Annotated in this window: 25 protein-coding genes and 1 riboswitch; of the genes, 14 read left to right on the top strand and 11 right to left on the bottom strand. The window is 53.1% G+C overall.

Going from position 1 to position 23,082, the window contains the following annotated elements; translation table 11 throughout:
- Nucleotides 1-240: 240 nt before the first annotated feature.
- Entirely contained in the window at nt 241-1,305 is a 1,065-nt protein-coding gene (locus tag HMPREF2756_RS01785; protein ID WP_070617592.1) for a hypothetical protein, read from the top strand.
- A gap of 230 nt (nt 1,306-1,535) precedes the next feature.
- Here the strand turns inward: HMPREF2756_RS01785 and HMPREF2756_RS01780 are convergent, their stop codons facing one another.
- Nucleotides 1,536-2,897: an MFS transporter gene (locus HMPREF2756_RS01780; RefSeq protein ID WP_246825795.1), complete on the bottom strand. Its 1,362-nt coding sequence runs from the start codon at nt 2,895-2,897 to the stop codon at nt 1,536-1,538.
- Between the two features lie 374 nt (nt 2,898-3,271).
- Here HMPREF2756_RS01780 and HMPREF2756_RS01775 point away from each other — a divergent pair, with 374 nt between their 5' ends.
- The 3 genes from HMPREF2756_RS01775 to HMPREF2756_RS01765 all read left to right on the top strand — a co-directional run bounded on the left by HMPREF2756_RS01775 (nt 3,272) and on the right by HMPREF2756_RS01765 (nt 6,234).
- Nucleotides 3,272-3,685, top strand: a complete 414-nt coding sequence (locus HMPREF2756_RS01775) for a cupin domain-containing protein (protein WP_070617812.1) — start codon at nt 3,272-3,274, stop codon at nt 3,683-3,685.
- Between the two features lie 270 nt (nt 3,686-3,955).
- Complete coding sequence (locus tag HMPREF2756_RS01770; protein WP_070617589.1) at nt 3,956-5,221, top strand: hypothetical protein; 1,266 nt, start codon at nt 3,956-3,958, stop codon at nt 5,219-5,221.
- Between the two features lie 47 nt (nt 5,222-5,268).
- Nucleotides 5,269-6,234 carry a hypothetical protein gene (locus HMPREF2756_RS01765; RefSeq protein ID WP_141747801.1) on the top strand — a complete coding sequence of 322 codons (966 nt, stop codon included), beginning with the start codon at nt 5,269-5,271 and terminating at the stop codon, nt 6,232-6,234.
- On the opposite strand, the gene HMPREF2756_RS01760 is transcribed toward HMPREF2756_RS01765, so the two are convergent.
- The 4 genes from HMPREF2756_RS01760 to HMPREF2756_RS01750 form a co-directional block, all read right to left on the bottom strand.
- Nucleotides 6,231-6,632, bottom strand: coding sequence for a hypothetical protein (locus tag HMPREF2756_RS01760; protein WP_083301644.1), 402 nt, complete (start codon nt 6,630-6,632; stop codon nt 6,231-6,233). The two genes, HMPREF2756_RS01765 and HMPREF2756_RS01760, sit on opposite strands and share 4 nt — an antisense overlap.
- Nucleotides 6,544-6,831: a hypothetical protein gene (locus HMPREF2756_RS11110; protein WP_141747800.1), complete on the bottom strand. Its 288-nt coding sequence runs from the start codon at nt 6,829-6,831 to the stop codon at nt 6,544-6,546. The genes HMPREF2756_RS01760 and HMPREF2756_RS11110 overlap by 89 nt, the downstream gene beginning before the upstream one ends.
- An 88-nt stretch (nt 6,832-6,919) precedes the next feature.
- On the bottom strand, nt 6,920-7,438 hold the full coding sequence (locus HMPREF2756_RS01755) for a MepB family protein (RefSeq protein ID WP_013397845.1): 519 nt from the start codon (nt 7,436-7,438) through the stop codon (nt 6,920-6,922).
- Nucleotides 7,438-7,974, bottom strand: a complete 537-nt coding sequence (locus HMPREF2756_RS01750; RefSeq protein ID WP_070617582.1) for a mycothiol transferase — start codon at nt 7,972-7,974, stop codon at nt 7,438-7,440. The genes HMPREF2756_RS01755 and HMPREF2756_RS01750 overlap by 1 nt, the downstream gene beginning before the upstream one ends.
- Nucleotides 7,975-8,204: 230 nt before the next feature.
- On the opposite strand from HMPREF2756_RS01750, the gene HMPREF2756_RS01745 reads away from it, so the two are divergent.
- Complete coding sequence (locus HMPREF2756_RS01745; RefSeq protein ID WP_070617579.1) at nt 8,205-8,507, top strand: HigA family addiction module antitoxin; 303 nt, start codon at nt 8,205-8,207, stop codon at nt 8,505-8,507.
- An 85-nt stretch (nt 8,508-8,592) separates the two neighbouring features.
- On the opposite strand, the gene HMPREF2756_RS01740 is transcribed toward HMPREF2756_RS01745, so the two are convergent.
- A complete protein-coding gene (locus HMPREF2756_RS01740) occupies nt 8,593-8,940 on the bottom strand; it encodes a winged helix-turn-helix transcriptional regulator (protein ID WP_006887022.1) in 348 nt (115 codons plus the stop codon).
- A gap of 112 nt (nt 8,941-9,052) precedes the next feature.
- Here HMPREF2756_RS01740 and HMPREF2756_RS01735 point away from each other — a divergent pair, with 112 nt between their 5' ends.
- From HMPREF2756_RS01735 to HMPREF2756_RS01715, 5 genes are all read left to right on the top strand, one after another.
- Nucleotides 9,053-9,682, top strand: a complete 630-nt coding sequence (locus HMPREF2756_RS01735) for an NAD(P)-dependent oxidoreductase (protein ID WP_070617576.1) — start codon at nt 9,053-9,055, stop codon at nt 9,680-9,682.
- A 248-nt stretch (nt 9,683-9,930) separates the two neighbouring features.
- On the top strand, nt 9,931-11,337 hold the full coding sequence (locus tag HMPREF2756_RS01730; RefSeq protein WP_070617573.1) for an FAD-dependent oxidoreductase: 1,407 nt from the start codon (nt 9,931-9,933) through the stop codon (nt 11,335-11,337).
- Nucleotides 11,338-11,549: 212 nt separating this feature from the next.
- Complete coding sequence (locus HMPREF2756_RS01725) at nt 11,550-12,248, top strand: isochorismatase family protein (protein WP_070617570.1); 699 nt, start codon at nt 11,550-11,552, stop codon at nt 12,246-12,248.
- Nucleotides 12,245-13,012: an SDR family oxidoreductase gene (locus HMPREF2756_RS01720; protein WP_070617567.1), complete on the top strand. Its 768-nt coding sequence runs from the start codon at nt 12,245-12,247 to the stop codon at nt 13,010-13,012. The genes HMPREF2756_RS01725 and HMPREF2756_RS01720 overlap by 4 nt, the downstream gene beginning before the upstream one ends.
- A 21-nt stretch (nt 13,013-13,033) precedes the next feature.
- A complete protein-coding gene (locus HMPREF2756_RS01715; protein WP_070617564.1) occupies nt 13,034-14,164 on the top strand; it encodes an isochorismate synthase in 1,131 nt (376 codons plus the stop codon).
- Here HMPREF2756_RS01715 and HMPREF2756_RS01710 read toward each other — a convergent pair.
- Complete coding sequence (locus tag HMPREF2756_RS01710; protein ID WP_070617561.1) at nt 14,127-15,185, bottom strand: 4'-phosphopantetheinyl transferase family protein; 1,059 nt, start codon at nt 15,183-15,185, stop codon at nt 14,127-14,129. The genes HMPREF2756_RS01715 and HMPREF2756_RS01710 overlap by 38 nt on opposite strands.
- Nucleotides 15,186-15,299: 114 nt before the next feature.
- On the opposite strand from HMPREF2756_RS01710, the gene HMPREF2756_RS01705 reads away from it, so the two are divergent.
- Nucleotides 15,300-16,622 (top strand): ribonuclease H family protein, encoded by a 1,323-nt coding sequence (locus HMPREF2756_RS01705; protein ID WP_070617558.1) that lies wholly within the window; start codon nt 15,300-15,302, stop codon nt 16,620-16,622.
- A 169-nt stretch (nt 16,623-16,791) separates the two neighbouring features.
- Here the strand turns inward: HMPREF2756_RS01705 and HMPREF2756_RS01700 are convergent, their stop codons facing one another.
- The 4 genes from HMPREF2756_RS01700 to HMPREF2756_RS01685 all read right to left on the bottom strand — a co-directional run bounded on the left by HMPREF2756_RS01700 (nt 16,792) and on the right by HMPREF2756_RS01685 (nt 19,884).
- Entirely contained in the window at nt 16,792-17,082 is a 291-nt protein-coding gene (locus HMPREF2756_RS01700) for a WXG100 family type VII secretion target (RefSeq protein ID WP_004005567.1), read from the bottom strand.
- 273 nt (nt 17,083-17,355) lie between these two features.
- Entirely contained in the window at nt 17,356-18,846 is a 1,491-nt protein-coding gene (locus tag HMPREF2756_RS01695) for a sensor histidine kinase (RefSeq protein WP_070617555.1), read from the bottom strand.
- A 6-nt stretch (nt 18,847-18,852) separates the two neighbouring features.
- Nucleotides 18,853-19,557 (bottom strand): response regulator transcription factor, encoded by a 705-nt coding sequence (locus HMPREF2756_RS01690; protein WP_013397834.1) that lies wholly within the window; start codon nt 19,555-19,557, stop codon nt 18,853-18,855.
- Between the two features lie 60 nt (nt 19,558-19,617).
- Entirely contained in the window at nt 19,618-19,884 is a 267-nt protein-coding gene (locus tag HMPREF2756_RS01685) for a hypothetical protein (RefSeq protein ID WP_070617552.1), read from the bottom strand.
- Between the two features lie 175 nt (nt 19,885-20,059).
- Here HMPREF2756_RS01685 and HMPREF2756_RS01680 point away from each other — a divergent pair, with 175 nt between their 5' ends.
- The 3 genes from HMPREF2756_RS01680 (at nt 20,060) to HMPREF2756_RS01670 (ending at nt 23,040) form a co-directional block, all read left to right on the top strand.
- The gene (locus HMPREF2756_RS01680; RefSeq protein WP_246825794.1) at nt 20,060-20,599 is read left to right on the top strand and encodes a DUF3027 domain-containing protein; all 540 of its coding nucleotides are present in this window, start codon (nt 20,060-20,062) and stop codon (nt 20,597-20,599) included.
- A 229-nt stretch (nt 20,600-20,828) separates the two neighbouring features.
- A complete protein-coding gene (locus tag HMPREF2756_RS01675; RefSeq protein WP_013397831.1) occupies nt 20,829-21,533 on the top strand; it encodes an iron-dependent transcriptional repressor DtxR in 705 nt (234 codons plus the stop codon).
- A 667-nt stretch (nt 21,534-22,200) separates the two neighbouring features.
- A riboswitch (cyclic di-AMP (ydaO/yuaA leader) is annotated at nt 22,201-22,384 on the top strand.
- Between the two features lie 2 nt (nt 22,385-22,386).
- Entirely contained in the window at nt 22,387-23,040 is a 654-nt protein-coding gene (locus HMPREF2756_RS01670; RefSeq protein ID WP_070617545.1) for a C40 family peptidase, read from the top strand.
- Nucleotides 23,041-23,082: the final 42 nt, after the last annotated feature.

Here is a 23,082-nt window from a genome sequence, read left to right as displayed (position 1 = left end):
AAATCTAGAAAGACCTTTCGTGGAAGAGAGTATAAATTAGTAGAATATTGGTTTTTGATTTAATATAGTATATATTTCTAATGTAAGAAAATGATAATTTTTTAATGCTCTAATATTCTAAATAAAATTTAATTTTTAGTTTGAATCATGCTTTCATGGAGAATAAACTACAATGATTGCAGTTTTTGTATCTTTGTGATAAAATGCGGTTAACCTGCTATTAGGAAAGGATATTTTGAGATGAAATATAGTAGCTTAATATTGAATCAGAATAATGAGAGTTGGATTTTTAAACTACTAGAGAATGATTTTTTTAAAATTCTCAATAGCCAAGTTATCTCTTCGTTGCTAGGAGCGGTAGTTACTATTTTTGGTGTTGTGTTAACTATACGACATGAAAGAAAAATGAGAGAAATTGCAAGAAAAGACGAGATTAAACCTGCTCTGTCTATTATTTATATTGGAATAGAATATTTTCTTAATAATTCAGGTGACTACCCTAAAATTTTTAAAAAAATAAAAAATATATTTATTTTTGCGATCGCTCCAATATTAGAGACCGTTTCTTCTCGAAGATACCATCCTTCTATATCCATGTTTACTAATCATTCTGCCTGTATAACTAATTTATTATTTTTAGTCCATGTCGACGGCAATTACCCAATAACTGATATAAAATTAACCAAAATTAACACCACTAGCCAATCTAGTAAAGATTTTACCAGTTTGGATTCTATGATGCAGTCGGTTGGAGTACGTCTACCTCACACAAATTCTATATTTGATTTTTATCATAAACAAAAACCTGCAAATTTCGAAAGGCTGGATTCTTCTAGTATTCAATTAACAAAAATTGATTCTAATATGTTTAATACATATATATCACCTAATAGTGATGCACTTGTAGAAGTGCCAGTTAGAATTGGTTTTGCAACTACTAAGAAACTAATTTATCTTATTAATAATAATGAGGAATTTAATAGGAAAGAAAACTTTCTGGATTGTGATTATCCATTTCATGATCCTAAATATCTTTATCGCTTCTTATCTAACCTAAATAAGTATCCAGTGCAAATTTCATTCGAATTTGAAATAGTAGATATTGATGGCAATAGTCATACAAAGAAAGTTCAAGCCTTTGCTTCTTTGCGAATAATAAAAATGAGTAATAATGGGGATACGGATTTTATGATTACCCCTAACATTACGACTAATGCAACGGTTCCGAATGATAATGATAACCTTAATGGTAAAGATCTTGAAAAATTTATAGAAGATGAGTTTAGACTTTACAAGAAAGATTGATAAGACTACTAAATACTTCATTGTTGTTATAGATTAAAACTTTAACCTATGTTTATAGATTATAGATTTTGTATATCAGAATACTATGAGATTATCACACTACTGAAATATCGGTAGGCGCCCTACTGCTAGCATCTACAGTAAGCCTACTCGCAGTATTAGCGGGGCATCCCCGCAGCGTAGTGGGTGCGAGGCAGTGGGTGGTACCTAGAAGCGATATACAGAGCAAGTCATGCACCCGCGCGCCTCTTTGTCTCATTCCGTGTTTCCTGCGTCCGTATCGCTCGTGCGGTCGGGCCGAGAATGAACGTGAATACGGTGGCGATGATAAAGAGTGCCCCTCCGGTAACAATGGTGTTGATCGCGCCGAACGCTGGTACCGCCCATCCGGTAATGAGGTACCCGACCATGCCCGCTAGGGAGAAAACCACGCCCATGAAGCTGTAGACGCGTCCGCGCATGTGTTCGTCGATAGCGTCTGCGAAGAGGACCTGCCCGAGCACTTCTTCGGGTCCGTAGAACATGCCCCAGATGAACCAGAGTACGAGTACCGCCCACAGTGCCGGGTGCAGTCCCATGCTCAGACAAACGGCGCCGTAGCCGAGTCCGGAGATGCACATCCACCCGCGTTTGGTCATACGCACCCGCCCGGCGCCTGTACCGACGCCGAGTTTGGCTGAAAGCCAGGAGCTGATCACGCATCCGGCGGCGTAGACGGAAGTTGCGATTCCGAAGGCGGTGTAGTCGTGCCCAAGGTCGCGGGTGAGGTATTCGAGCATAGGCAGGGTGGTGATGGGTACGGCGGCGATGGAGAGGAACCAGAAGGTGAGCATGCCGCGCACGATGGGGTTGTGTGCGGTGTAGGCGGCGCCTTCGCGTAGGAGTCTGCCGGTGTGGTGTTCCTGCACGGTGGCGGTGCGTTCGGCGTGGGTGAGGTCGTAGTTGTGTATGGTAGCGACGGTGAGGGCGGCGAGCAGGTTGAGGGTGCCTGCGAATCCGACGGCGAGGGCTGGGGTGGTGAAGGATGCGACGGCGGCTGCGATGGTGGGGCCGAGGGTTTGGGCGAGGAAGATGAGGCTGCCGCGGCGTGCCATGTATTTTTGGTAGTCGTCGCCGAGCAGGGAGGGCATGGCGGCGGAGGCTGCGGGGGATGAGAAGGTGCCGAAGGTTGAGACGAGAAATGCGATGGTGAGGAAGGCGGACAGTCCTGCGGCGGCGTAGAGGGCTGGGGATGCGATGAGTAGGGCGGCGCTGGCGAGTCTGAAGCTGACGGTGAGGGTTTTGCGGTTGAATCTGTCGGCGATGGTGCCTGCGAAGGGTGCGAAGAGGATGACGGGGATTGCCTCGACGACCATGACGATAGCGGAATGAGCGAGGTCGCCGGTGGCGCCGTAGGTGAGCAGGGGCATGGCGATAGCTTGGATACTGGACGCAAGAGCATCAGAAACCTGCGCGGTCAGGAGCGTGAGCTGCCCGCGTGCGTTCAGCGGCGTTGCTGATGTGGGTTTTGCGGTCGAGTCTGGTGTGTTTGTTGGAATGCGCGGCGCAGGTGATTCAGGGTGCTCAGGCGAAGGGTCTGTGGTGCGTCTCATAATACTGTGGATTCTATCACGGGTGAGAGTGCTAGTGGGTGGGGTACGGTCATGCGGGTTTTGGGGTGAGATAACCGAGGGTCTGCCTGGTAGATTCAAGATGACTGAGGCAAAACAGGGCGCGCGAGCAGATAGGGCTTCCGCGAGTAGGTAACAGATCGCTATCTGCTCGCGGTGTATCGGGGTTGTCTGCAACCTGGCGGAGGTGAGGCAGTAGTACGGTAGCGGCGTGCTGGCATGTCGGCGTGGGTTTCGCGTCATAAAGCGCCACAAACAAAATTTTTGGGTGTTTCTCTCCGAAAACCCTAGGTTTAAGGAAACGTTAAGGGTAATCTAATGCCTGAACAATGTTTCAAGGGCAAACGGAGGAATCCATGAGTCAATACGAGACCGAAGTGACCGAGGGTATGTTCCCGCTCGGCGGTGTGAACGATGCACTCGCCCAGTATTTCAGCGGCACCAGCTACATGAATACGCTGGTGAATGATCCGGATGTGCCTGTCACCGTGGCGAATGTGAGTTTCGAGCCCGGCGTTCGCAATAACTGGCACAAGCATAATGGCGGGTTCCAGATCATCTTAGCGACAGCGGGGGAGGGCTGGTACCAGGAAGAAGGTCAGCCACCCGTCAAACTCCATGCCGGGGATGTGGCGGTCGCCAAAGACGGAGTGAAGCACTGGCATGGCGCTACGGCAGACTCGTGGTTCTCCCACCTTGTTATCACGGCAGGTACGGCAGAATGGCTTGAACCGGTGGGAGATGATGAGTATCCAAATTCCGAAGGGTAAGTAGTGCTTTTATGGTTCGACTAAGCTCTGTTATCTGCACCCATTTGATGTGGGCCTTATGTCATGGATTACTACAGACGAGACTTTTGGAAATTTCCATCTAAAAATTCAATTTTTGATAGGAATTTAACAATAGGTGGTGGATAAGCAAATTTTAAGGACTGGGCTGTTAACGATTAAAGATTTTTTGATTGTATCTGTAAAAAGGAATATGAGCGTCCATCTTTGCAATTAAAAAGATGTGACTGTAGCGAGGAGTAGTAGTGGGCTATGATTCTTTGGGATGAGATAATTAATGGAATTATTAAAAATTTTTCCCCAATTATAGCTGCATTTATTGCTGCAGTAATTGCTGGAGTTTCTGCATATCTTACATGGAAATCTTATAAAAACTCACATGATGCTACTCCGCCAGAACTATTGAAATACGAAAAGTGGTTAGATATTATAAAAAAGCGAAAAGAAGTTTTAGATAAAATGCCTATAAACATTAAAGAAGGTAAATTTTCTAAAAGTCGAGAAGAAAGTTTTGTTAGAACTCTTGAATTATATGAACGAAATGCTATATGGGAGGGAGAAGTTATAAGCACTACCCCTGTAAAAAAATATAGGAAATGTTTACTAAGATTAGATCCTCAAATAGCGTTGAGTGAAAATATTTTAAGTCCAGGGAGATTTTCTACCTCTCCTGGTTCGTACGTACCCGCCTTCATCTTAGTCTTGGCAAATATTTTTGTGTCTATTTTTTCACTCACTGTTTCTTTGACATATTTAATTTATCTTCCTGATAATAACCATAGAACCCTTGAATTATTCTTTTTGGTAAGTTTTTTATTTGGGATTGTGTTTGCTATATCAATATCTATTTCTAAACATACTACAGTATCAATTTCTATATTACATTACTATAAAATTAGGGAAAGATCCTCTTTGAATTTTCCAAATTTTATTTCAATACTTTCAAGAAAATTATATATTACTCTTAACCCCAATAGTCCATTATTCCCTTTGGCAGATGAAGGATCGATAAAGGTTATTTTAAAAGGCATACTTATTTTTGTTTTTACCATTTCTTCCATAATTGGTATATGTATTCAAGCAAAGGAGTTATATAGTTTTTATACAGATTTTGATGTGGATCCTATTTCTCTAATTTTATTATCTATAATTTTTATTTATATGACTACTTGTATAATATATGCGTATGTTAAGAATGAATTTTTCTCGCGCATTATTTTAGGAGAGTATGAGCTTTCTGCATTAAATGGGAAGTGGGACTTTTTCTATCAAGGGAATGAATACACTGTAATCGTAGGAGATGGTGAAGTTAATATAGGTAAATTCGATGGCGGCATGAGGATAATTATTGCAAGTAAGAATCTAAGTGTGCATGATATGAAAAGGGCTGCCAAAGGGAAATTTGTCAATATATCGAATACTAATGAAATAAAAATAAAAGGAATATACTCTCCCAAGGGGTTTAGCTTCTCGATCTTAGAGTGGAAAGGTGAGGAGGTGGTCTTGGTTAAAAAATGAATATATTTTCTGTAGTTTATTTAACATTATTGAAAGGGATAGTTATCATGTTTGATATAATAATAATTAAAGGATCAAATCAATTTCCTTGGAGAGATGTTCTGATTAGTGTTGGAGTGCCGCTCATTGTGGCATTTATGTCGTGGTGGGGTAATAGAAGTGCTGTAAAAATTAACCGTGAAACTTTGGAAAATACTAAAGATGCAACTCCACCAGAGCTGCTACGTCTTGAAAAGTGGTCGACAATTGTGAAGGATTTGGAGAAATATCCTGAAAGCCTAAAGAATGGATTGGATTTAGGGATCATATCTACCACTTATAATGATGTTCTGAAATGGGCTACTCTGGAAAATCGTATAATGAATCTAGGTATATCTTCCCCAGAAATTAGACAAGCACTCTTGCAAATTAAACCTGGTGATGGAGATGGTACTTATCCCAAACAGTCATGGAAAATTTTTAAGGATAAAATAGATGTCATTATGTCTGTGATTACTATTTTTTTCGCAGGTGTTTCTGTATGTCTCATTGCTTGTATTGTCATTGGCTTTATGAATTTAAGAGAGGAGATCTTTCGAGGGTGGATAATTTCTATTTTTAATATTATTATAATTTTAATATTTATGATAATTCCTTTATGTATTTTACTCCTACCATTTTATTTAATCTGGAAGGTTTATATTAAGAAAGATGATCCTCAGTTTTATGAAAACAATATTATTTTTCGAAATGCTTACCATGCATTAAAAGATATATATTTAAAGGATGATAAAATACCTCTTCTGGAGACTCCTGATGAGGAAGATCAGCGTGCACACTTTAAAGGTATGAAGGTATATAAAGAATGGGAGAATAGAATCAAAAAGAAACACTTCGATTGGGGAACTTGGAATTATGGGTTAAATATAGGGGAGAATAATAATCCTGAATTTACTAAATCTGAATCAGAAGGACCTACTGATTTAGCCAGTTCAGAATCTATTCCAGATGATCCCGAAAGGAAAGAACCTTAGCCCTTCTTCGGATACCTAGCCACTACATCGGGGTGGGCGTCAAGGAGTGCACGCCCTGCGGTGGTGAGTTTGTAGGATCGCACGGGAACCACATCCTCAAGTTGGGCAGGGGAGAGGTGTTCCCGAGCTAAACCCATCAAATCAGCCTTTTTCACGCCGCTCAACCCGCTCACGCCCGCATCCTTCAGGGCTTTACGTAGCGCCGGGGCGGTCACCAAATCCAGAGAATCCGCGGCAGACTCCACCTCCACGAACCCGGCCTCAACGAGCATCCGCAGGTCGAACGCCGCATAAATCCCGTAGGTGTACTCAAAATATTTCGGGAACCAGCTCTGCGTGGTGAACGTATCGAAACCCACGCGCCACAGCAGAATAATATCGCCCGCCGGAAAGTTCAACCTCGTCAAGCACCTCAAGCACCCATTTCGGAACCAGCTTCGACGACGACACCCCGACCTCCTCAAGCCACGCCGCCAGGTTACATTCCGGCGAAATATACGGCAGGCTCCGATGGTTACGGTACACACACTCAACCGCCGCGACCTGCTCGGCGGTTGCCCTATCACGCCAATCGGCTCCGCCCGTACTGACTGTCACTACGCTACCCGTCTCGAACTGGCCGCACCTGTAATACTCTCTAACTTTTAATATCACTGCCCTCTGCCAATATTTATTTCAAATATACTTAATTCCCAATTTTATAACTCCGAAAGTATTCTAACTGCCATTTTTGCGTTGACTGAGCTGTTTTATTTAAATTTGTACACCAAGGTGGATAAAAACGCATTGCCATTTTCCCTTTACTATCTCTTGTAGAGAGAATCCTTTTATTAACTGCCACCTCTTTCGGAATAATAAATAGCCCACTATTGTAGCTGTCGATTACGACAATAACAAGTTCATCACCCAAGTCTTCATTGGTATAAGGAACATTATTATTATTTTGGTCTTTTTTCCAAAAGACTGTAAAGTAGCCTTCTTTTTTGGGCGTCCTCTTTGCTAAACGACACCTTTTATATTTTTGCTCTTCCTTTGTCTTAATAAGGAGACCTTCATAGTCCTCATTCCATTTTTCTTTAATGAAATCAAAATCACCATAAAACTCATGAAGGATATCAATAATTTTCAATATTTTATTACCTTTCTTCGGAAAATCTTTTTTATTAATAGAAGATATCTCGGTTCCGCTCGTACCAACAGCCACTACCCCTCCTTGTCCGAGCTGGCAGCCCCGCCCGCGAGAATACCCGCCGCATACGCCGCCTGCCCCACGTGCTGGGCGGCATCGTCGATCATACTCACCAGCCGCACCCCGCGCGTCACATGCGGAGTCCACGACGTATCAATCACGTCATCCAAATCAGCCTCGCTCAAACCCGCGATATACTCGCTCAACGCTGCGGTGGTCGCACCCAAATATTCGGCTAGCAGCGCGGCATCCTCCACCACCACGACGGCGCGCGCCTGCTCTGCGGTATGCCCGTAGCCCACTGTGTCGCCCAGTTCGCCCAAGTTGAAGCGGGAATCGAACCCCTGACTATGCCACACTTGCGACTCGCCGTTAAGCTGCGCGAGCTGCGCATCCATCTGCCGCCCCGCGTGCCACAGCAGCCAGGCGATCGAATTCGTATGCCCACCCGCGTGCGCGTTCAATGCCCCTGCGGGCAGGGTGTCTACAAGGGCTTTTGCCTCAGTTGCGGGTCGGCTTGCGGCTTCGCGCAGAACATCGCGGGCATCCATAGCGGCTCCTTCATGCGAGGGTAAAAACGTCTACCACCAGTCTAGATTTCAAAGGGGCAGAGGCACATCTATTTTGAGGCTATTTAAACTGCGAAACGCAAAGCAACCCCGCAGGATGGGATGCACTTCTGCCAGTTACCGCGCCGCCCCACACGTCATATGCAGACAATATAATCAGTGGAGAATATGTTTTAGGTGGACCGATTCAGGACCTGAGGAGGTAGAGATCGTTGACTATCACTGACAAAATTGCACCAATTCACCCCGGAGAAGTCCTGCTGGAAGACTTCATTGAAGGGTTTGGGATTACCCAGAATAAGGTGGCGGTGGCAATCGGCGTGCCGCCCCGGCGCATCAATGAGATCGTGCACGGCAAACGAGGAATCACAGCCGATACAGCTGCGCGCCTTGCCCGATACTTTGGCACAACACCGCAGTTTTGGCTGAACCTGCAAGCCACGTATGAGCTCGATATGGTGGAAGACCTCAAGGGCGAGCAGATAGCGGCAATCCAACCGCTTGAGGTAGCGTAACAGCCAGTACTGCCCTTGTCTATTTTGAGGCACACCAAGGCCAACCGGCGCAATAACGCTCACCGTCGCCGCCGTTCTTTCACAACTAGCTCTGCGCGACGGCCTCCTGGTAGTGCTCGCCCCACGCCCACAGCGCATCGAACAGGGTGCGCATGCTCTGCCCCAGCTCGGTCAGCTTATACTCCACGCGTGGCGGCACCTGCTCGTAGACGGTGCGGGTGAGGATTCCGCGAGCCTCAAGCTGGCGTAGATTTTCGGTGAGCACCTTCTGCGAAATATCGCCAAGCGAGCGCTGAAGCTCCTTATACCGCAGGGGCCCGTTGAGCAGATCACGCACAATCAGAGCGCCCCAGCGCGTTGAAATAACCTCCAGAGTGGTTTCGACGGGGCACTGCGGCAATTCGGCATTTTGGTAAAGGTACTGGTCCGTCACAATGGTTTCCTTGGGGTAACTGGGGCACGTTAAAGTGCCGTCTTCACAGGTGTTTATCGCGTCGGTAGCGTTGAATACGTCCTAAGAATACAACGTTTATCGCGGAGGAAACATGAAAATCGCAGTCATCGGTGCAAACGGTAAATCCGGTACTCTCGTCGTGCGCGAAGCCGTCGAACGCGGGCATGAAGTTACCGCTATCATGCGTTCTGAGTACCCCACCCCGGCGCAGCACACGCTCATCAAGGACGTTTTCGCGCTCACGCGCAACGACCTGTCGGGGTTCGATGCGGTGGTAGACGCATTTGGCGCATGGACTCCTGAAAATTTGCATCAGCATAAGGGTCATTTAGTTCATCTTGCGGATGCGCTCAGCGGCACCCAAACCCGTCTGCTCGTTATCGGCAGCGCCGGTAGCCTCTACCCCGACTCGACCACGGATCAGCGGCTTGTAGACTCGCCCGCTATGCCCGAAGAATTCAAACCGCTGGCAACCGCGATGGCACAGGCGTATGATGCGCTGCGCATCCGTGAGGATGTTGCCTGGACGTATCTGAGCCCGGCCCTGGTGTTTAACCCTGAGGGTGAGCGCACGGGCGAATACCAGCTGGCAGGCGATGTGCTGACGATGAATGCCGCCGGGCAGAGCGAAATCAGCTATGCGGATTTTGCGGTCGCCGTGCTTGACCTTATTGAGTCGGAGGAGCATCAGCGCGAGCGCGTAAGCGTGGTGTCGCGGTAGCTTGCACCCCCGCTGCTGGGTGTAAAAAGAGCCTTTATGTGAATAAAGCGTTGGAAATCCCGCTTTATTCAAATAAAGGCTCTTTTTTAGGCTGCATAAGATAAGGTAGACGGCCCCGCCAGCGCAGCGTCAAAAAACTTCATGTTTTCTTGCAAAAACCAGGAATAAATGCCATACGCTGCCCGTTGAAGTTCACCGGAACACCAGACACGAATTATAAACACCTCAAACTTCACCGGGAGAACACTATGACTACCGCGCGCCTTCACTTTGATATGGTCGTTATCGGCTTCGGCAAGGGCGGCAAAACCCTTGCTGGCGCCTACGCGAAAACCGGCAAGAACGTTGCCCTGATCGAGCAGTCCTCAAACATGTACGGCGGCACCTGCATCAATATCGGGTGCGTGCCCACCAAGGCGCTTGTGCACCGGGCTGACGAATTCCGTGCCAGCGGCGAACACAATGCCGACGCTGCGAACGCCGCCTACGAGAGCGCCGTGATTTTCCGTGACAAACTCACCGGTGCCATGCGGGCGAAGAACCGCGAAATCCTCGAATCGAACGCCACCGCCAAACTCATTGACGGTCACGCACGTTTCCTCTCAGACACCGAGGTCGAGGTCACCGCGGGCGAGGACAAACTGGTCGTCACCGCCGACTGCTTTATCATCAACACCGGTGCCGTGGCGACTATCCCGCCCATCCCGGGCGCCCGCGAATCGAAGCGCGTGCTCACCTCCACCGAGCTGCAGAAGCTCATCCCGCGCCCGAAGCGCCTGGGCATTATCGGCGGCGGTCCTATTGGTGTCGAGTTCGCCGGTATTTTCTCCTCCTACGGCACCGAAGTAACCCTGCTTGAAGGCGCTCCCGCGCTTTTCGGGCGTTACGATGACGACGTCGCCCAGGCGGCACGCGAGATTATCGCCGACCAAGGCATTACCGCTCACGCGGGCGTTCGCGTAGAGACCGTTACCGATAACGCCGACTCCGTGACCGTGAACTACCTGGACTCCGAGGGCGCATCCAAGCACCTTGAGGTGGATTACGTGATGGTCGCAACCGGGCGTAAACCCGCCACCGAGGGGCTGGGGCTTGAGAACACAAGCATCGAAACCACCGAGCACGGCGCGATCGCTGTAGACGAGCACCTGCGCACCACGGCACCGAATATTTTTGCGCTCGGCGACGTCAACGGCGGCCCGCAGTTCACCTACATTTCGCTGGATGACTACCGCGTGGTGCTCTCGCAGCTGCTTGGCGATGGCTCCCGCTCCACGAAGGATCGCCAGGCGGTTGCCGCAACCATCTACATGAACCCGCCGCTCTCGTCCGTCGGCCTGACTGAGCGTGATGCGCTCGCCGCCGGTCACACCATCAAGGTTGCCGCCAAGCCTGTTGCCGCTATCGCCGCCATGCCGCGTGCGAAGACCCTGGGAAACCCGCGCGGCATTATGAAGTTCGTGATTGATGCCGAGACTGACCAGATTCTTGGCGCTCAGCTGCTGGTGGTCGAGTCTATGGAGGTTATCAACCTCGTGGCGTTGGCAATGCGCCACAATATTACGGCATCACAGCTACGTGATGAAATTTACACCCACCCTTCGATTACCGAAGGCCTGAATGAGGTTTTGGCGAATGCGGTGCCTGTGAATTAAACTTTACCTTTGAAATAACAGGAAACTTTGGGGTGCCTGCGAGCTTCCCAACCCATGCTGTCCATGATGCGGCGGCGGGTTGGGAAGCTCGTTTAGTTACGGGGTGTCTATATCTGTTAGCTAAGGATGACCTAATATAGTACTTGCAGACAGACAAACGTTCTATTAAGAACCCCCTAAGCTGTTGTAACTCAATGGCAGGAGGAGATCATATGGCGCTACCCAAGATTGCCCCCTATTCGTACCGCGAACAGGAGCATCAAAACCGTGTAAACTGGCGGGTCGATCCCGCGCGTGCCGCGCTTCTCGTGCACGATATGCAGCGCTATTTCGTGCGCGCCTTTGAGCTGGAACGCGACGGACAACCCCTCCCAGACGCCCAAATCAACATTGCTATTGCCAATATTCGCCGTCTGCTGGATGCGGCACACGCGGTGAACATCCCGGTCTACTACACCGCCCAACCACCCCGCCAGAATCCCGCCGACAGGCGCCTGCTGACAGACTTCTGGGGCGACGGCCTGCAGGACGACGAAAACGCCCGGATCCTCGACGAACTCGCCCCCACCGAATCCGATACCGTGCTTACCAAATGGCGCTACTCCGCCTTCGTGCGTTCCCCACTCGAAGAGCAGCTCAAAGACCTCGGGCGCGATCAGCTCATCATCGGCGGCATATACGCACATATCGGCTGCCTGACCACCGCCCTTGAAGCGTTCATGCGCGATATTCAGCCCTTCATGGTGGCGGATGCGCTCGCCGACTTCACCGCAGAAGAGCACCGCATGGCCTGCGAATACGCCTCGGGACGATGCGCCCGCGTGCTCAACACCACCAAGGTGCTGGAGAACATCAACGCCGGTGCCCTCATCACGGCAGACGAACCGGAACTCCGAAAGGTGCGCGCATGAGCTGGGTTATTGTGACCGGCGCAAACGGTGGAATCGGCGCGGCAACAGTGCATGAACTCATCAAGAATAACTATTCGGTGTATGCCGCCGATCTGGCGGAAAAACCGCACGAATCATTCGCCACCTACGGCGACGCCATCTTCCGCTACCGCTCCGTCAACGTGAGCGACGAAGAATCGGTGCGGGCGCTCGCACGTGCTGCCGCTGAGGTGGGTGAGCCTATTCAAGGCGCCGTCTTGGCGGCGGGAATCGTGCACAGCAAACCGCTCTTAGAAACCTCTTTTGAAGACTGGAAACGGCTGCATGCGGTCAATGCTGACGGCGTTTTCCTGTGCCTGCGTGAGTTCGCGCGCGTTATGATTGAGCAGGTGCAAACATCGCCCGAGAATACGCGTTCGCTGGTGACGGTCGCCTCCAACGCCGCCCGCGTGCCCCGCGCCGAGTTTGGTGCTTACGGAGCCTCGAAAGCTTCGGCGGTGCGCGTATCGTCAAGCTTTGGGCTGCAGCTAGCACGCCACGGCATTCGCGTGAACACGGTCTGCCCCGGCACCACCCGCACCCCCATGGTGACCGACGCCTGGAACGGCGAAGACCTCAGCGCCCTACCCGTGGCGGGCAGCCCCGAAACCTTCCGCCTGGGAATTCCGCTCGGGCGCATCGCCGACCCCGCCGATATTGCGGCGGTGAGTGCCTTCCTCGTCAGCGATGCCTCACGGCATATCACTATGCAAAATATTGTTGCCGATGGCGGCGCAACCTTCTAGCAGACCCGAAAGGCGTTATCAGTGAGCAATAATCTGCCTGATTTTATGTTTGCCACCGGCACCCGCGTGATGCGCACCGCCGGTTCCCTGCGCCAGGTCACCCTTGAGGATGCGCGCGCCGCCGCCGAATCCGCCGGTACCGCCGTGGTCGGTCTAATTCCTTTCGACCCGAACGCCCCCGCGCATCTCTTTGTGCCCGAACGCCTGCAGATCGACGACATTCCGGTGCCCGAGCACGAGGTTACGCTCGCCGAACCAACGCAGATTGAGGGCCGCGAAAACCCCGGATACCGGCAGGCGGTGGCGACCGCCGTTGAGCGTATGAAGGCGCATCAGCTAGATAAGGTTGTGCTCTCCCGTCTGTTGCGCGCTGATTATGCGCCGGGCGCACTCGACCTTGCCGGGGTATATAACAATCTGCGCGCCCAGCAGCCCAACACCTTTGTTTTTAGCGTTAAGCTGCCGCAGGACCACCGCGGGTTGGAACATCCGTATCTGATGGGTGCATCGCCGGAACTGATTTTCAGTACGGAACCCGACACCGGGGAGGGCAGCGCCTTCAAAACGCACCCGTTGGCGGGCAGTGCGCCGCGCATCGCCGAGCATGGAAGCGCTGAGGATGAGGCTCTTGGGCAGCGGCTTATGGCTTCGCGTAAGGATCGTGGCGAGCATGCGACCGTTATCGCCGATATTCGGGCGCAGCTGGAACCTATGACCCGCCAGCTCGCTATTCCTGAGGCGCCTTCGCTTCTGCAGACCCCGCAGCTGTGGCATTTGGGCACCCCCATCTCGGGCGTGCTCAAACAGGGCATGACCTGCCTGGATGGTGCGCGCGCCATTCACCCGACCCCCGCGATTTGCGGCGCCCCCACCGAGGCCGCGCGGCGTATGATCGCCGAACTTGAGCCGTTTAGCCGCGACTATTTCGGCGGGCTCATCGGCTATATGAACGCGGACGGAAGCGGTCAGTGGGCGCTCGTGTTGCGCTGTGCTGAGGTTGATGCGCAAACCGCCATCCTCTACGCGGGCGCGGGCATTGTGGCTGAGTCAGACCCGGTGCTGGAACACACTGAAACCGGCACGAAACTGGGCAGTTTCGGGCGTGCGCTGGGCATTAATACGCTGCCGCAGGCGGTTCCAGCAGACGCTTAACATCCAGCGGTGTGGCGACCGAGTGCACATCCACCACGGGAACGGTGTCTTCGGTTGCCACCGCCAGCAGGAACCGTTCGGGATGCGCCGCCCGCCCCGCCGTATCCGCCGTTGGATGCGCTACCGGGCTGAGAGTCAGCACCGACCAGGTGATAAAGAACGAGCGCTCGTCGCCCTCGCGGGCGTTTTCGCCCGATATATCGCGGGTTTTCGGGGTCTGATGCTTACCGGCATCCTCACCGCCCGCCGACGTTTCCTCTGCTGACGTATCTGAGTCTTCGGGCAGAGTGAGCGTGGCACGCACACTCACTCGCGGACTTACCGAAAGCTCATGCTCGCAGGGGCGATCCTGCCTGCCCGGCGCATCCAGCGGGTTTGCCGGTTCGCACAGGGCGCTGACCATCGCCAAAGTCGCATCGTCACATTCGATCTGTACCGTCTGCGGTGAAACGCTTAGCCCGTGCCCGGTTGCCTTGAGAACCGCCTCCTTCGCGGTCCAGATGGCAACTCCCGCCGCCTGCTGCTGGCCTGGCGGCAGAGACTCATAGGCGGCACGTTCATCGACGGTGAGCGCAACCCGCGCGAAACCCGGGAAAAGCGAGGCCTGAACCGCCTCAAGATCGATACCGAGAACAACCTGCTGCTGGGCACAAAAACCGCCCGCCGCCAGCGAGGGAACCTGCGACATATTGAAATTCACGCCCGCAATGCGCGGCTTACCGTGCGGTTTACCGCTCGTGCAGAGCCGACATGACCGATCCACCGTAATCGTGCGTGCGCCCCGCCCCGAAATGCCCAGCCGAGGCGCAGCCAAGGCCCGCATGAGGGCTTCAGTCGCCAGGTAACTCACCGAGGCCGACGGGCTGTGTATCGACGCCGCCTTGCGCCGAGCTTCCTCGTCCACATAGTCAAGCCATGTGAACCTTAACCCACCGGTAAAGGTGCGGGTGGGCAGGGTAAATACACTGATGTGCGTGCGTGAAACATCCGCATCCCCGGAAGATATAGAGTGGATGGTCATACCCTAAGTCTACCCGCCCGCCGCCTGGAACCTGAGCGACGTGACGAAACCTCTAGCTTCATGAACTGACGCCACACTCTGCGCTTTACGAGCGTGTAAGGTAAAGTCGAGAGCATGCAGAATCAGATTATTGCGGCGGCTGACGGCTCCGCGCTTGGTAATCCCGGGCCTGCCGGATGGGCATGGTACATTGACGAGAACCACTGGGCAGCAGGGGGCTGGGAGCACGGTACCAATAATATGGGCGAGATCAAGGCGGTTCTCGACCTGTTTGAGGCGACCGCCCATCGCGCCGAGAGCAAACTTCTGATCTACTGCGACAGCCAGTACGTGATTAACTCCCTCACCCAGTGGATGCCCGGGTGGAAGAAACGCGGCTGGAAAAAGGCCGATGGTAAACCCGTGCAGAACCGTGACCTGCTCGAAGCGCTCGATGCCGCAAGCACCGGCAGGGACTACGAGATGGTCTGGGTTAAAGGGCATGCTGGGCACGAGCTGAACGAGGCCGCAGACTCCCGCGCGAACGCAGCCGCACAGGCCTTCAAAGAGGGGCGAGAACCCGAAACCGGCCCGGGATTTCCCGGTTCGCCCCGTACAACGGGTGAACAGAGCGCCCCGAGCGCTCAAGCCGCCCAAACTCCTGAAACCGCGAACCATGCTCACGCCCAAGCCCCCGATACTCTTGCTGCGGATGCGCACCTGAGCCTCGAAGACTTCACCGAAACCGAGGTGGAACGCGCACGCCAGGGGTTCGACTCCCTGAAACTCAACGGGATTCTCAAACCCGCATCCGCCGTTGCCGCCCCCGATCCGCAGGCGGTGCAGGAGCGGAAAACGAAACTTGCTGAAGCCTCCGCACGTGCCGCAGAGCGCGAGGCGCAGGTGCAGCAGCGAGTGCTCGCTGAGCAGGAACTCGCCGAATCAGAAGCCGAAGAGAACGAAGAATTTGAAGGCGAAGGGTTCGAGGAAGCCGAGCAGGAGAGCAACTCTCAGGGAAGCGTCACGGAAAATGCCGTGCCCGAAGAGCCTGCATCCGCCCCCACGGGAACCGCTGCATCGGCACCTGCACAATCGGATCATTCGGCCCCGAACCCCGAAGATGCCGTGCACGCCGAACGTGAGCTTGAGATGCGCGGCGGGAGCATGAGCGAACCCGAGATTTCTGCGCTGCTGCACGAGCGTCTGGTATGGGTGACCGCAACCGGTCGATCCGTCAGCCGTGCCGACACCATCGCGTACCGTGCGCGTGCCTTCACCCAGCAGGGCAGTCCCGCCAAACAGGGCGTGCAGGTTGTCGATGATCATAATGTGCTCATCATGGCGGCGGTGCAGACGGCACGCGGGCGTGTCAATCGTTCGAGCCTGTGGCATTACGACACGGCGGCAGCCCCGAAGAGCTGGCGGCTGCGGTTTAGGCAAGAGACTACCGCATCATAAACCCGCGAATTGCCCGAATAAATCGGCGCAGTCCGCGCGGGAACCGACGTCACCAGATCATCTGCGCCTAAGAAAAACCGGGGCTGCCGTGAAGTCCACTATCAATCCTTCACGGCAGCCCCGCGTGCTATCTCGTTAAAGTTCAGTGCACATAGTGCGGCTCTGGAACCTAGCCCACAAACATCGCAGCGTTCGCGTTTTCAGTCTCCGCATAGTTCACGCCCGCACGGTCAAGAGCCTCGTTAATCTGGGTAATTGACTCTTCCACACGCTTCTGGGTGCCGCGCCAATTATCAAGCACCGCCTGAAAGTTCGTCGATGCCGAGCCCGTCCACGAACCCTGCAAATCCTGTAGGGATGCGGTCATCCCGGTAACCTCGGCGCTAATGTTAGCGACCTGAGTTTTCGCCTGAGCTGCCTTCGCCGCAATGGTTTCTGAATCGACGACGAACTGTGCCATGATATTCCTCCTGGGTAGGGTGTAAAGGTTTTTTCGAAAGCTGTCGGCCGCATGAAAATCTGCCGTAGAATTCCGTTCCGTGCAGCGCTCACCATCTACCCTAGAAAAACGCCCGCCGCGATGCGCCCGCGAACCTTACTGTCTGTGGATAACTGCCCGCGCGGGACACAAAAACCGGTTATCCACAGTCCGAGAGCGTCTTAAAACCGGCATGGGATGCGGTTTCTCACCCGCACCAGCCAAATTATGACGAACTATATCCCCGCCCAGCGTCTACTGCGAAACGCCGTTATCGGTCATCACCGGCGCCGGATAGAACGGCAGGCTAATCACAAAGGTCGCACCGCCTCCGGGCGTTTCCTCAATATGTACAGAACCGTCGTGCTGCTCCAAAATCGCCGCCACAATCGACAGCCCTAGGCCGGTGCCGCCGGTCTCACGCGAACGTGACGTATCGGTGCGGTAGAAACGCTCGAACACGCGCTCGCGGTCTTCACCGTGAATACCCGGGCCGTGATCGCGCACCTCAATAACCGAGAGCGGGTATCCGGGAACATCTTCGCGCACGCCAACCGCGATTTCTAAGGGCGTGCCCACCGGGGTGTAGCGCATCGCGTTGGTAAGCAGGTTGGCGACCACCTGGCGCATCCGTGATTCATCGCCGATCACGGGTGCACTTGTGGGGGCCACATCGTCGGTAAGGCCAACGAGCGAGACTTCACGATCCGGCGACGTTGCGTAGGCGTCGTTGCTGGCATCAACCGCCAGATGGAAAAGATTGAAGGGGGCGAGTTTAGATTCGCGGCGTTCGTCGATGCGCGCCAGCGTGAGCAGATCCTCGACCAGCTGGCCCATGCGCTTCGACTCGGACTCGATGCGCCCCATCGCGGTTGCCACGGCCTCGTCATTGGGCAGGGCACCCTGGCGGTATAGTTCGGAGTACCCGCGAATACTCACCAGCGGGGTGCGCAGCTCGTGCGAGGCATCTCCCACGAACCGGCGCATCTTCGCCTCTGACTTCGCCTGCGCATTAAACGAACTCTCAATCTGCGCGAGCATAGTATTCAGCGAGATCGCTAGGTTGCCGATCTCGTTGCTGGGGTTGTAATCCTCGATGCGCTGCGAGAGATCCCCGGCGGCAATCTTCGCGGCGGTCTGCTCCACGCGCGCCAGCGGCTCGAAGGTGCGGGTCACAATCACCCAAGTCATCGCGATCGCGGCGGCAAGTGTGGCAAGCCCGAACGCGAAGGTCAGCACCCCAACCAGCGCGACCACCTGGTTCGTTTGCTTCAACGGCAGGGCAATCACCATTGAAGAGGCCTGGCCATTGGTTGAGGACTCCAAAGAAATCGGCATAATACGCCAGTCGTTAGAGCCTGTCCGCGAGTTCACGGTCGTGCCGGTTTCGTGGTATTTCTTGACCTTTTCGGAATCCCAGCCGGTAAGAACCGGCTCGTTTTCCGCCTGTTGATCGGCTCCCGCTACCGAGTACAGCACGTTTCCGCGCTGATCAAGTATATAGACCCGGTACGAGCCGACCGCCCCGTCCTGCCGGGTCTGCGAGGTTCCGATGGAGGAAACGAGCGAGGAAGAACTCGCCTTCATCTCTTCGTCGAGCTGATGTACCATTTGGGCGCGCAGTGCCGAAATCGCCACGAGCGAGGTGACCGCGATGGCAAGCGCAATGAGCACCGAGGTCACCACCACCAGCTGAGTTCGCAGCGACAGCGAGTGAGGAAGACGATCAACAGGTTTCAGTGGCACGAGATACTAGCTCCGAGAACCGCGAATCATGTAGCCCACACCGCGTTTGGTGTGAATGAGCGGTTCGTGTCCTTCGCGATTGTTATCAATCTTGCGGCGCAAGTACGAAATGTACGACTCCACAATGGAGGAATCGCCATTGAAGTCGTACTCCCATACGTGGTCGAGAATCTGTGCCTTCGAGAGCACACGGTTTGCGTTGAGCATCAGGTAATGCAGCAGGTTGAACTCGGTGGGGGAGAGGTCGATTTCCTCATCTCCCAGGAACACCTCATGGGTGTCAATGTTCAGGCTCAGGTCATCCACGCGCAAAATCGCGTCGTCTTCTTCCTGGGCGTTGCGTGACCGACGCAGAATAGCGCGGATGCGGGCGATCACCTCATCCAGTGAGAACGGCTTGGTGACGTAGTCGTCACCGCCCGCGCCCAGACCGGCAACCTTATCTTCGGTGGCGTCCTTCGCGGTGAGGAACAGCACCGGGTACGTGCGCCCCGCATCGCGCAGACGACGGGTCACCTCAAAGCCGTCCATCCCGGGCATCATCACGTCGAGGACGATGAGGTCCGGTTGTTCGTTTTCCGCCTTCTCAATCGCTTCGCGACCGTTACCGGCGGTGACAACCTCAAACCCCGCAAAGCGCAGGGATGTAGCCAAAAGCTCTAGAATATTGAACTCGTCATCAACGACGAGCAGTTTAGCTTCTGCAGACATTGTGTACTCTTCTTTCACCAGGAAAATTATCGGAAAATCTTATGTACCGGTATGCGCGTCTTAGCTTGCTCGCCTGCGCAGAACCGCCAGCACAATACTGACCATGAGCGCAAGAAAAGCGACCGGAAGCAGAATCAGCGGAATCTGACTCATGAGCGCTGGCGGATGCGCCCCCGCCCATTTCATGAGGAGCATGACGACGCCGCATATTACGCATACTACGGCTAGAATACCGCCGCCTGCACCTAGCCAGCGAATCGCTCGGGTGTAGGGAAGGGCAGCGGCGGCCTCTACAGGCTCAGGAGAAGATACGCTTTTGCTACTCATGGCATAACCGTATCAGGTTTATGGGCCTGCTCCCGCCGAAAAATGCAATATTGCGCTGTGACGGGCAGTATTCACAGCGTTTGCGCAGGTTAGGGTCTGACATGGGCGCATGTGGGCGAAAACATCACACGAATCCCTCGCCGTCATCGCGCCGGGAGATGCTTTAATAGGTAGTATGTCTGAACAGGTGAACCAACAGCCCGACGAATCTACCGTGCCCACGCTCGAACACGATGTCGAGACAACGGCAGCTGCGCATGACCCTTTCGTCGTTGAGGAAGATGAACTTCCTACAGGGGAACCCACCCTGGGGCCTGCGCATAGGCGCCGTCGCACCACGAAGGTTGACGATATTCTTGCGGAGGCAAAAGATATTGCACTCACCGGGGTTGAGGCTGTTGCACCGCATAACTCTATCGGTCTGGTGCATCATTTGCGCGGCGAAGAAGAGCGCTTGACTACGCATCTTTTTGAGTGCCTGCTGCCGGGGTACCGCGGGTGGTTTTGGTTTGCGACTCTGTCGCGGGCGCCTCGATCTAAGGTCGCGACTATCTGCGAAGTCGGTCTGATTCCCGGTGATGATGCGCTTCTTGCCCCCGAGTGGGTGCCGTGGGCGGATCGCCTGCAGGCCAGCGAACGTGATAACAACGGCGCTGAGGAGGCGGGCACATCCGCTGAGGACAATCAGGACGTCGAGGATACCGAAGAGGCTTAACGTGAGCTTTCCCTAAGAGCCGCCTTGATAGTTTTGCTCTTCGCGGATGCACTCGGAACGATTTTCGAGATGGATTCTAAGGCGAAAAGTTCGCTTCAAGCGACGCGCCGGGGTAATCCGTGGCAAAACTACTTAAAAAGGTACATAATAGTTACTCAGATATAGGTTCGATATAAGGCTAGGCTACGTTTGCTTGGCTGCAGGTTGTATATAAGGGGAATAAGACGGTATGACCGATCTGATTGATACCACTGAAATGTACCTGCGCACCATCCTCGAACTCGAGGAAGAGGGCATTACCCCCATGCGTGCGCGTATTGCGGAACGTTTAGACCATTCCGGTCCGACCGTCTCACAGACTGTGGCGCGTATGGAAAAGCACGGACTACTCACTGTTGAGCCCGACCGTCACCTCGAACTGACCGATGAAGGTCGCAAGAAGGCCGTTGAGGTTATGCGTAAGCACCGCCTCGCCGAGCGTCTGCTCTCTGATGTGATCGGTCTGGATATCGAGTATGTACATGATGAGGCTTGCCGCTGGGAGCACGTGATGAGCGATCACGTGGAGAGGCGCATTCTGGATATGCTCAATCAGCCTAAATTCTCTCCTTATGGCAATGCTATTCCCGGCCTTGAAGAACTCGGCATCGACAGCGAAAAGAACGATGAACGCACCGTTCCTATGGCGCTTGCTGCCCGCGATTCCGGCCCTGAGGATCGCTTCACGATTTCACGCTTCCCCGAATCTATTCAGACGGATATTGACCTGCTCAAAGTGCTTGCCGACGCCGGTATTACCTTTGGCGCTTCGGTGTCTGTGGTCGGCGGCGACAATAACGATGTGATTGTGCGTGCTGATGGTGAAGACGCCTCTATCTCGTTGGATTTGGATGTTGCGAACGCTATTGTGGTCAAGCGCGCATCTGCACTCTAAAGAATGTATCGTTCGCCAGCCGGACGGTTGTAGAAGGCGGCTGATAGCGCGCCTTCCCGTATAGATCTCATAATTGACCGTGGGGCTTACCGTAGGGTGAGCTCCACGGTTCTGTTATGTCCTGAATTCTCGGGGGATGAGTGGGGGTGAGCCACAGTTACTCCTTAATATATAGGGGGTGGCTGCCAAATTGTACTCTTCGGGACGATATATCTTTATCGTCGAGAATTTGGCGTGTCATCGTGCATCCATGCTGGATATGCCTTTTGCAGATGCGATATTCAAAACCAGGTTTTGGGTGATGCATCCCAGATATAGCATGGAAGTTGCTGTAAAGTGGTAAAACTTTACGGTGCGACTATCAGGAGAAAATTAACGTTCGCGCAGAAAAAAATTTTAAGAGATATGGATCAACCTTAAAGAAACCTGGGAATGCTGGATAATTGTGCCGATAAAACCCCTCAAATCAGCGGAACGCTGTATAAAAATACTAGTCAGACGTTTATTACAGAAGAACAAGTGTTCTTTTCGTAAAGTATTATTAGCTCGGTGTTACGGACTATTTGACACTATTGGGGTGAAAAAGGTGGCGACAAGAGGTGACAACTGAGAGTTTTCTGTGTATTCTCATTCTGTGTCCAAATCCTAATCGTAAGAGGACACCCTTGGAGTGAATCCGCCGAGTTCTGCCAGCACTTCAAGGAACGTCTACCCATATACGGCAGAAGCGGGGGAACCACTTTTCGGTTTCTCCTTAGGGGAGAGGCCTAGGGGCTAAGTCGCACAAGTGACCGAGTGAATCCATGCTCGCGCCCGACAGCTTACCTCGTCAGGCAATGGAGGAATATTACTAATGGCTAAGAAGATTGTTCGTAACGCAGGTATCGTTGCTATTGCCGGTGCTGCTGTTATCGGTTCCAACATTCCCGCAAACGCATTTGCTGAGGTTCCTGCAGCAACCGACTTGAGCTACGACTACAGCAGCTACGAGTACGATTACAGCAGCTACCAGACCCCCGCAACTTCCTACGTTGCACCTCAGGCTGAGCAGCAGACCGAGTACGTTGCACCTGCACAACAGACCGCACAGGTTGAGACTACTTCTGCACAGGCACCTGCTGCTGCAGCAGATCAGGCTCCTGCACCCGCTACCAACAACGCAACCCGTGATTCTATTGTGTCTGCAGCTAAGGCTGCTCAGGGTACCGGTTACGTTTGGGGCGGTCGCTCCTACGGTGCATGGGACTGCTCCGGCTTCGTCTCCTACATCTTTGCTCAGCAGGGCATCAAGCTGACTCCTTACACCTACACCATGTCCACTGAGCTTCGCGCAACCGCGAACCCCCAGCCTGGCGACATCGTGTTCACCAACGGTTACAACCACGTTGGTATCTACGTGGGTAACGGCCAGATGGTCTCCGCTCTGAACCCCTCGCAGGGTACCCAGCTGACCCCCGTTGATGGCAATGGTTACATGCCTGTCGATGGTTACTACACCGCTTTCTAATCTCATCTGAGATAGAGAAGACTTAGACAAAGACGGCACCCG

The organism is Rothia sp. HMSC067H10 (assembly GCF_001810635.1).
Taxonomy (GTDB): Bacteria; Actinomycetota; Actinomycetes; order Actinomycetales; family Micrococcaceae; genus Rothia; species Rothia dentocariosa.
This window is presented reverse-complemented; position numbering and strand designations above follow the sequence as displayed.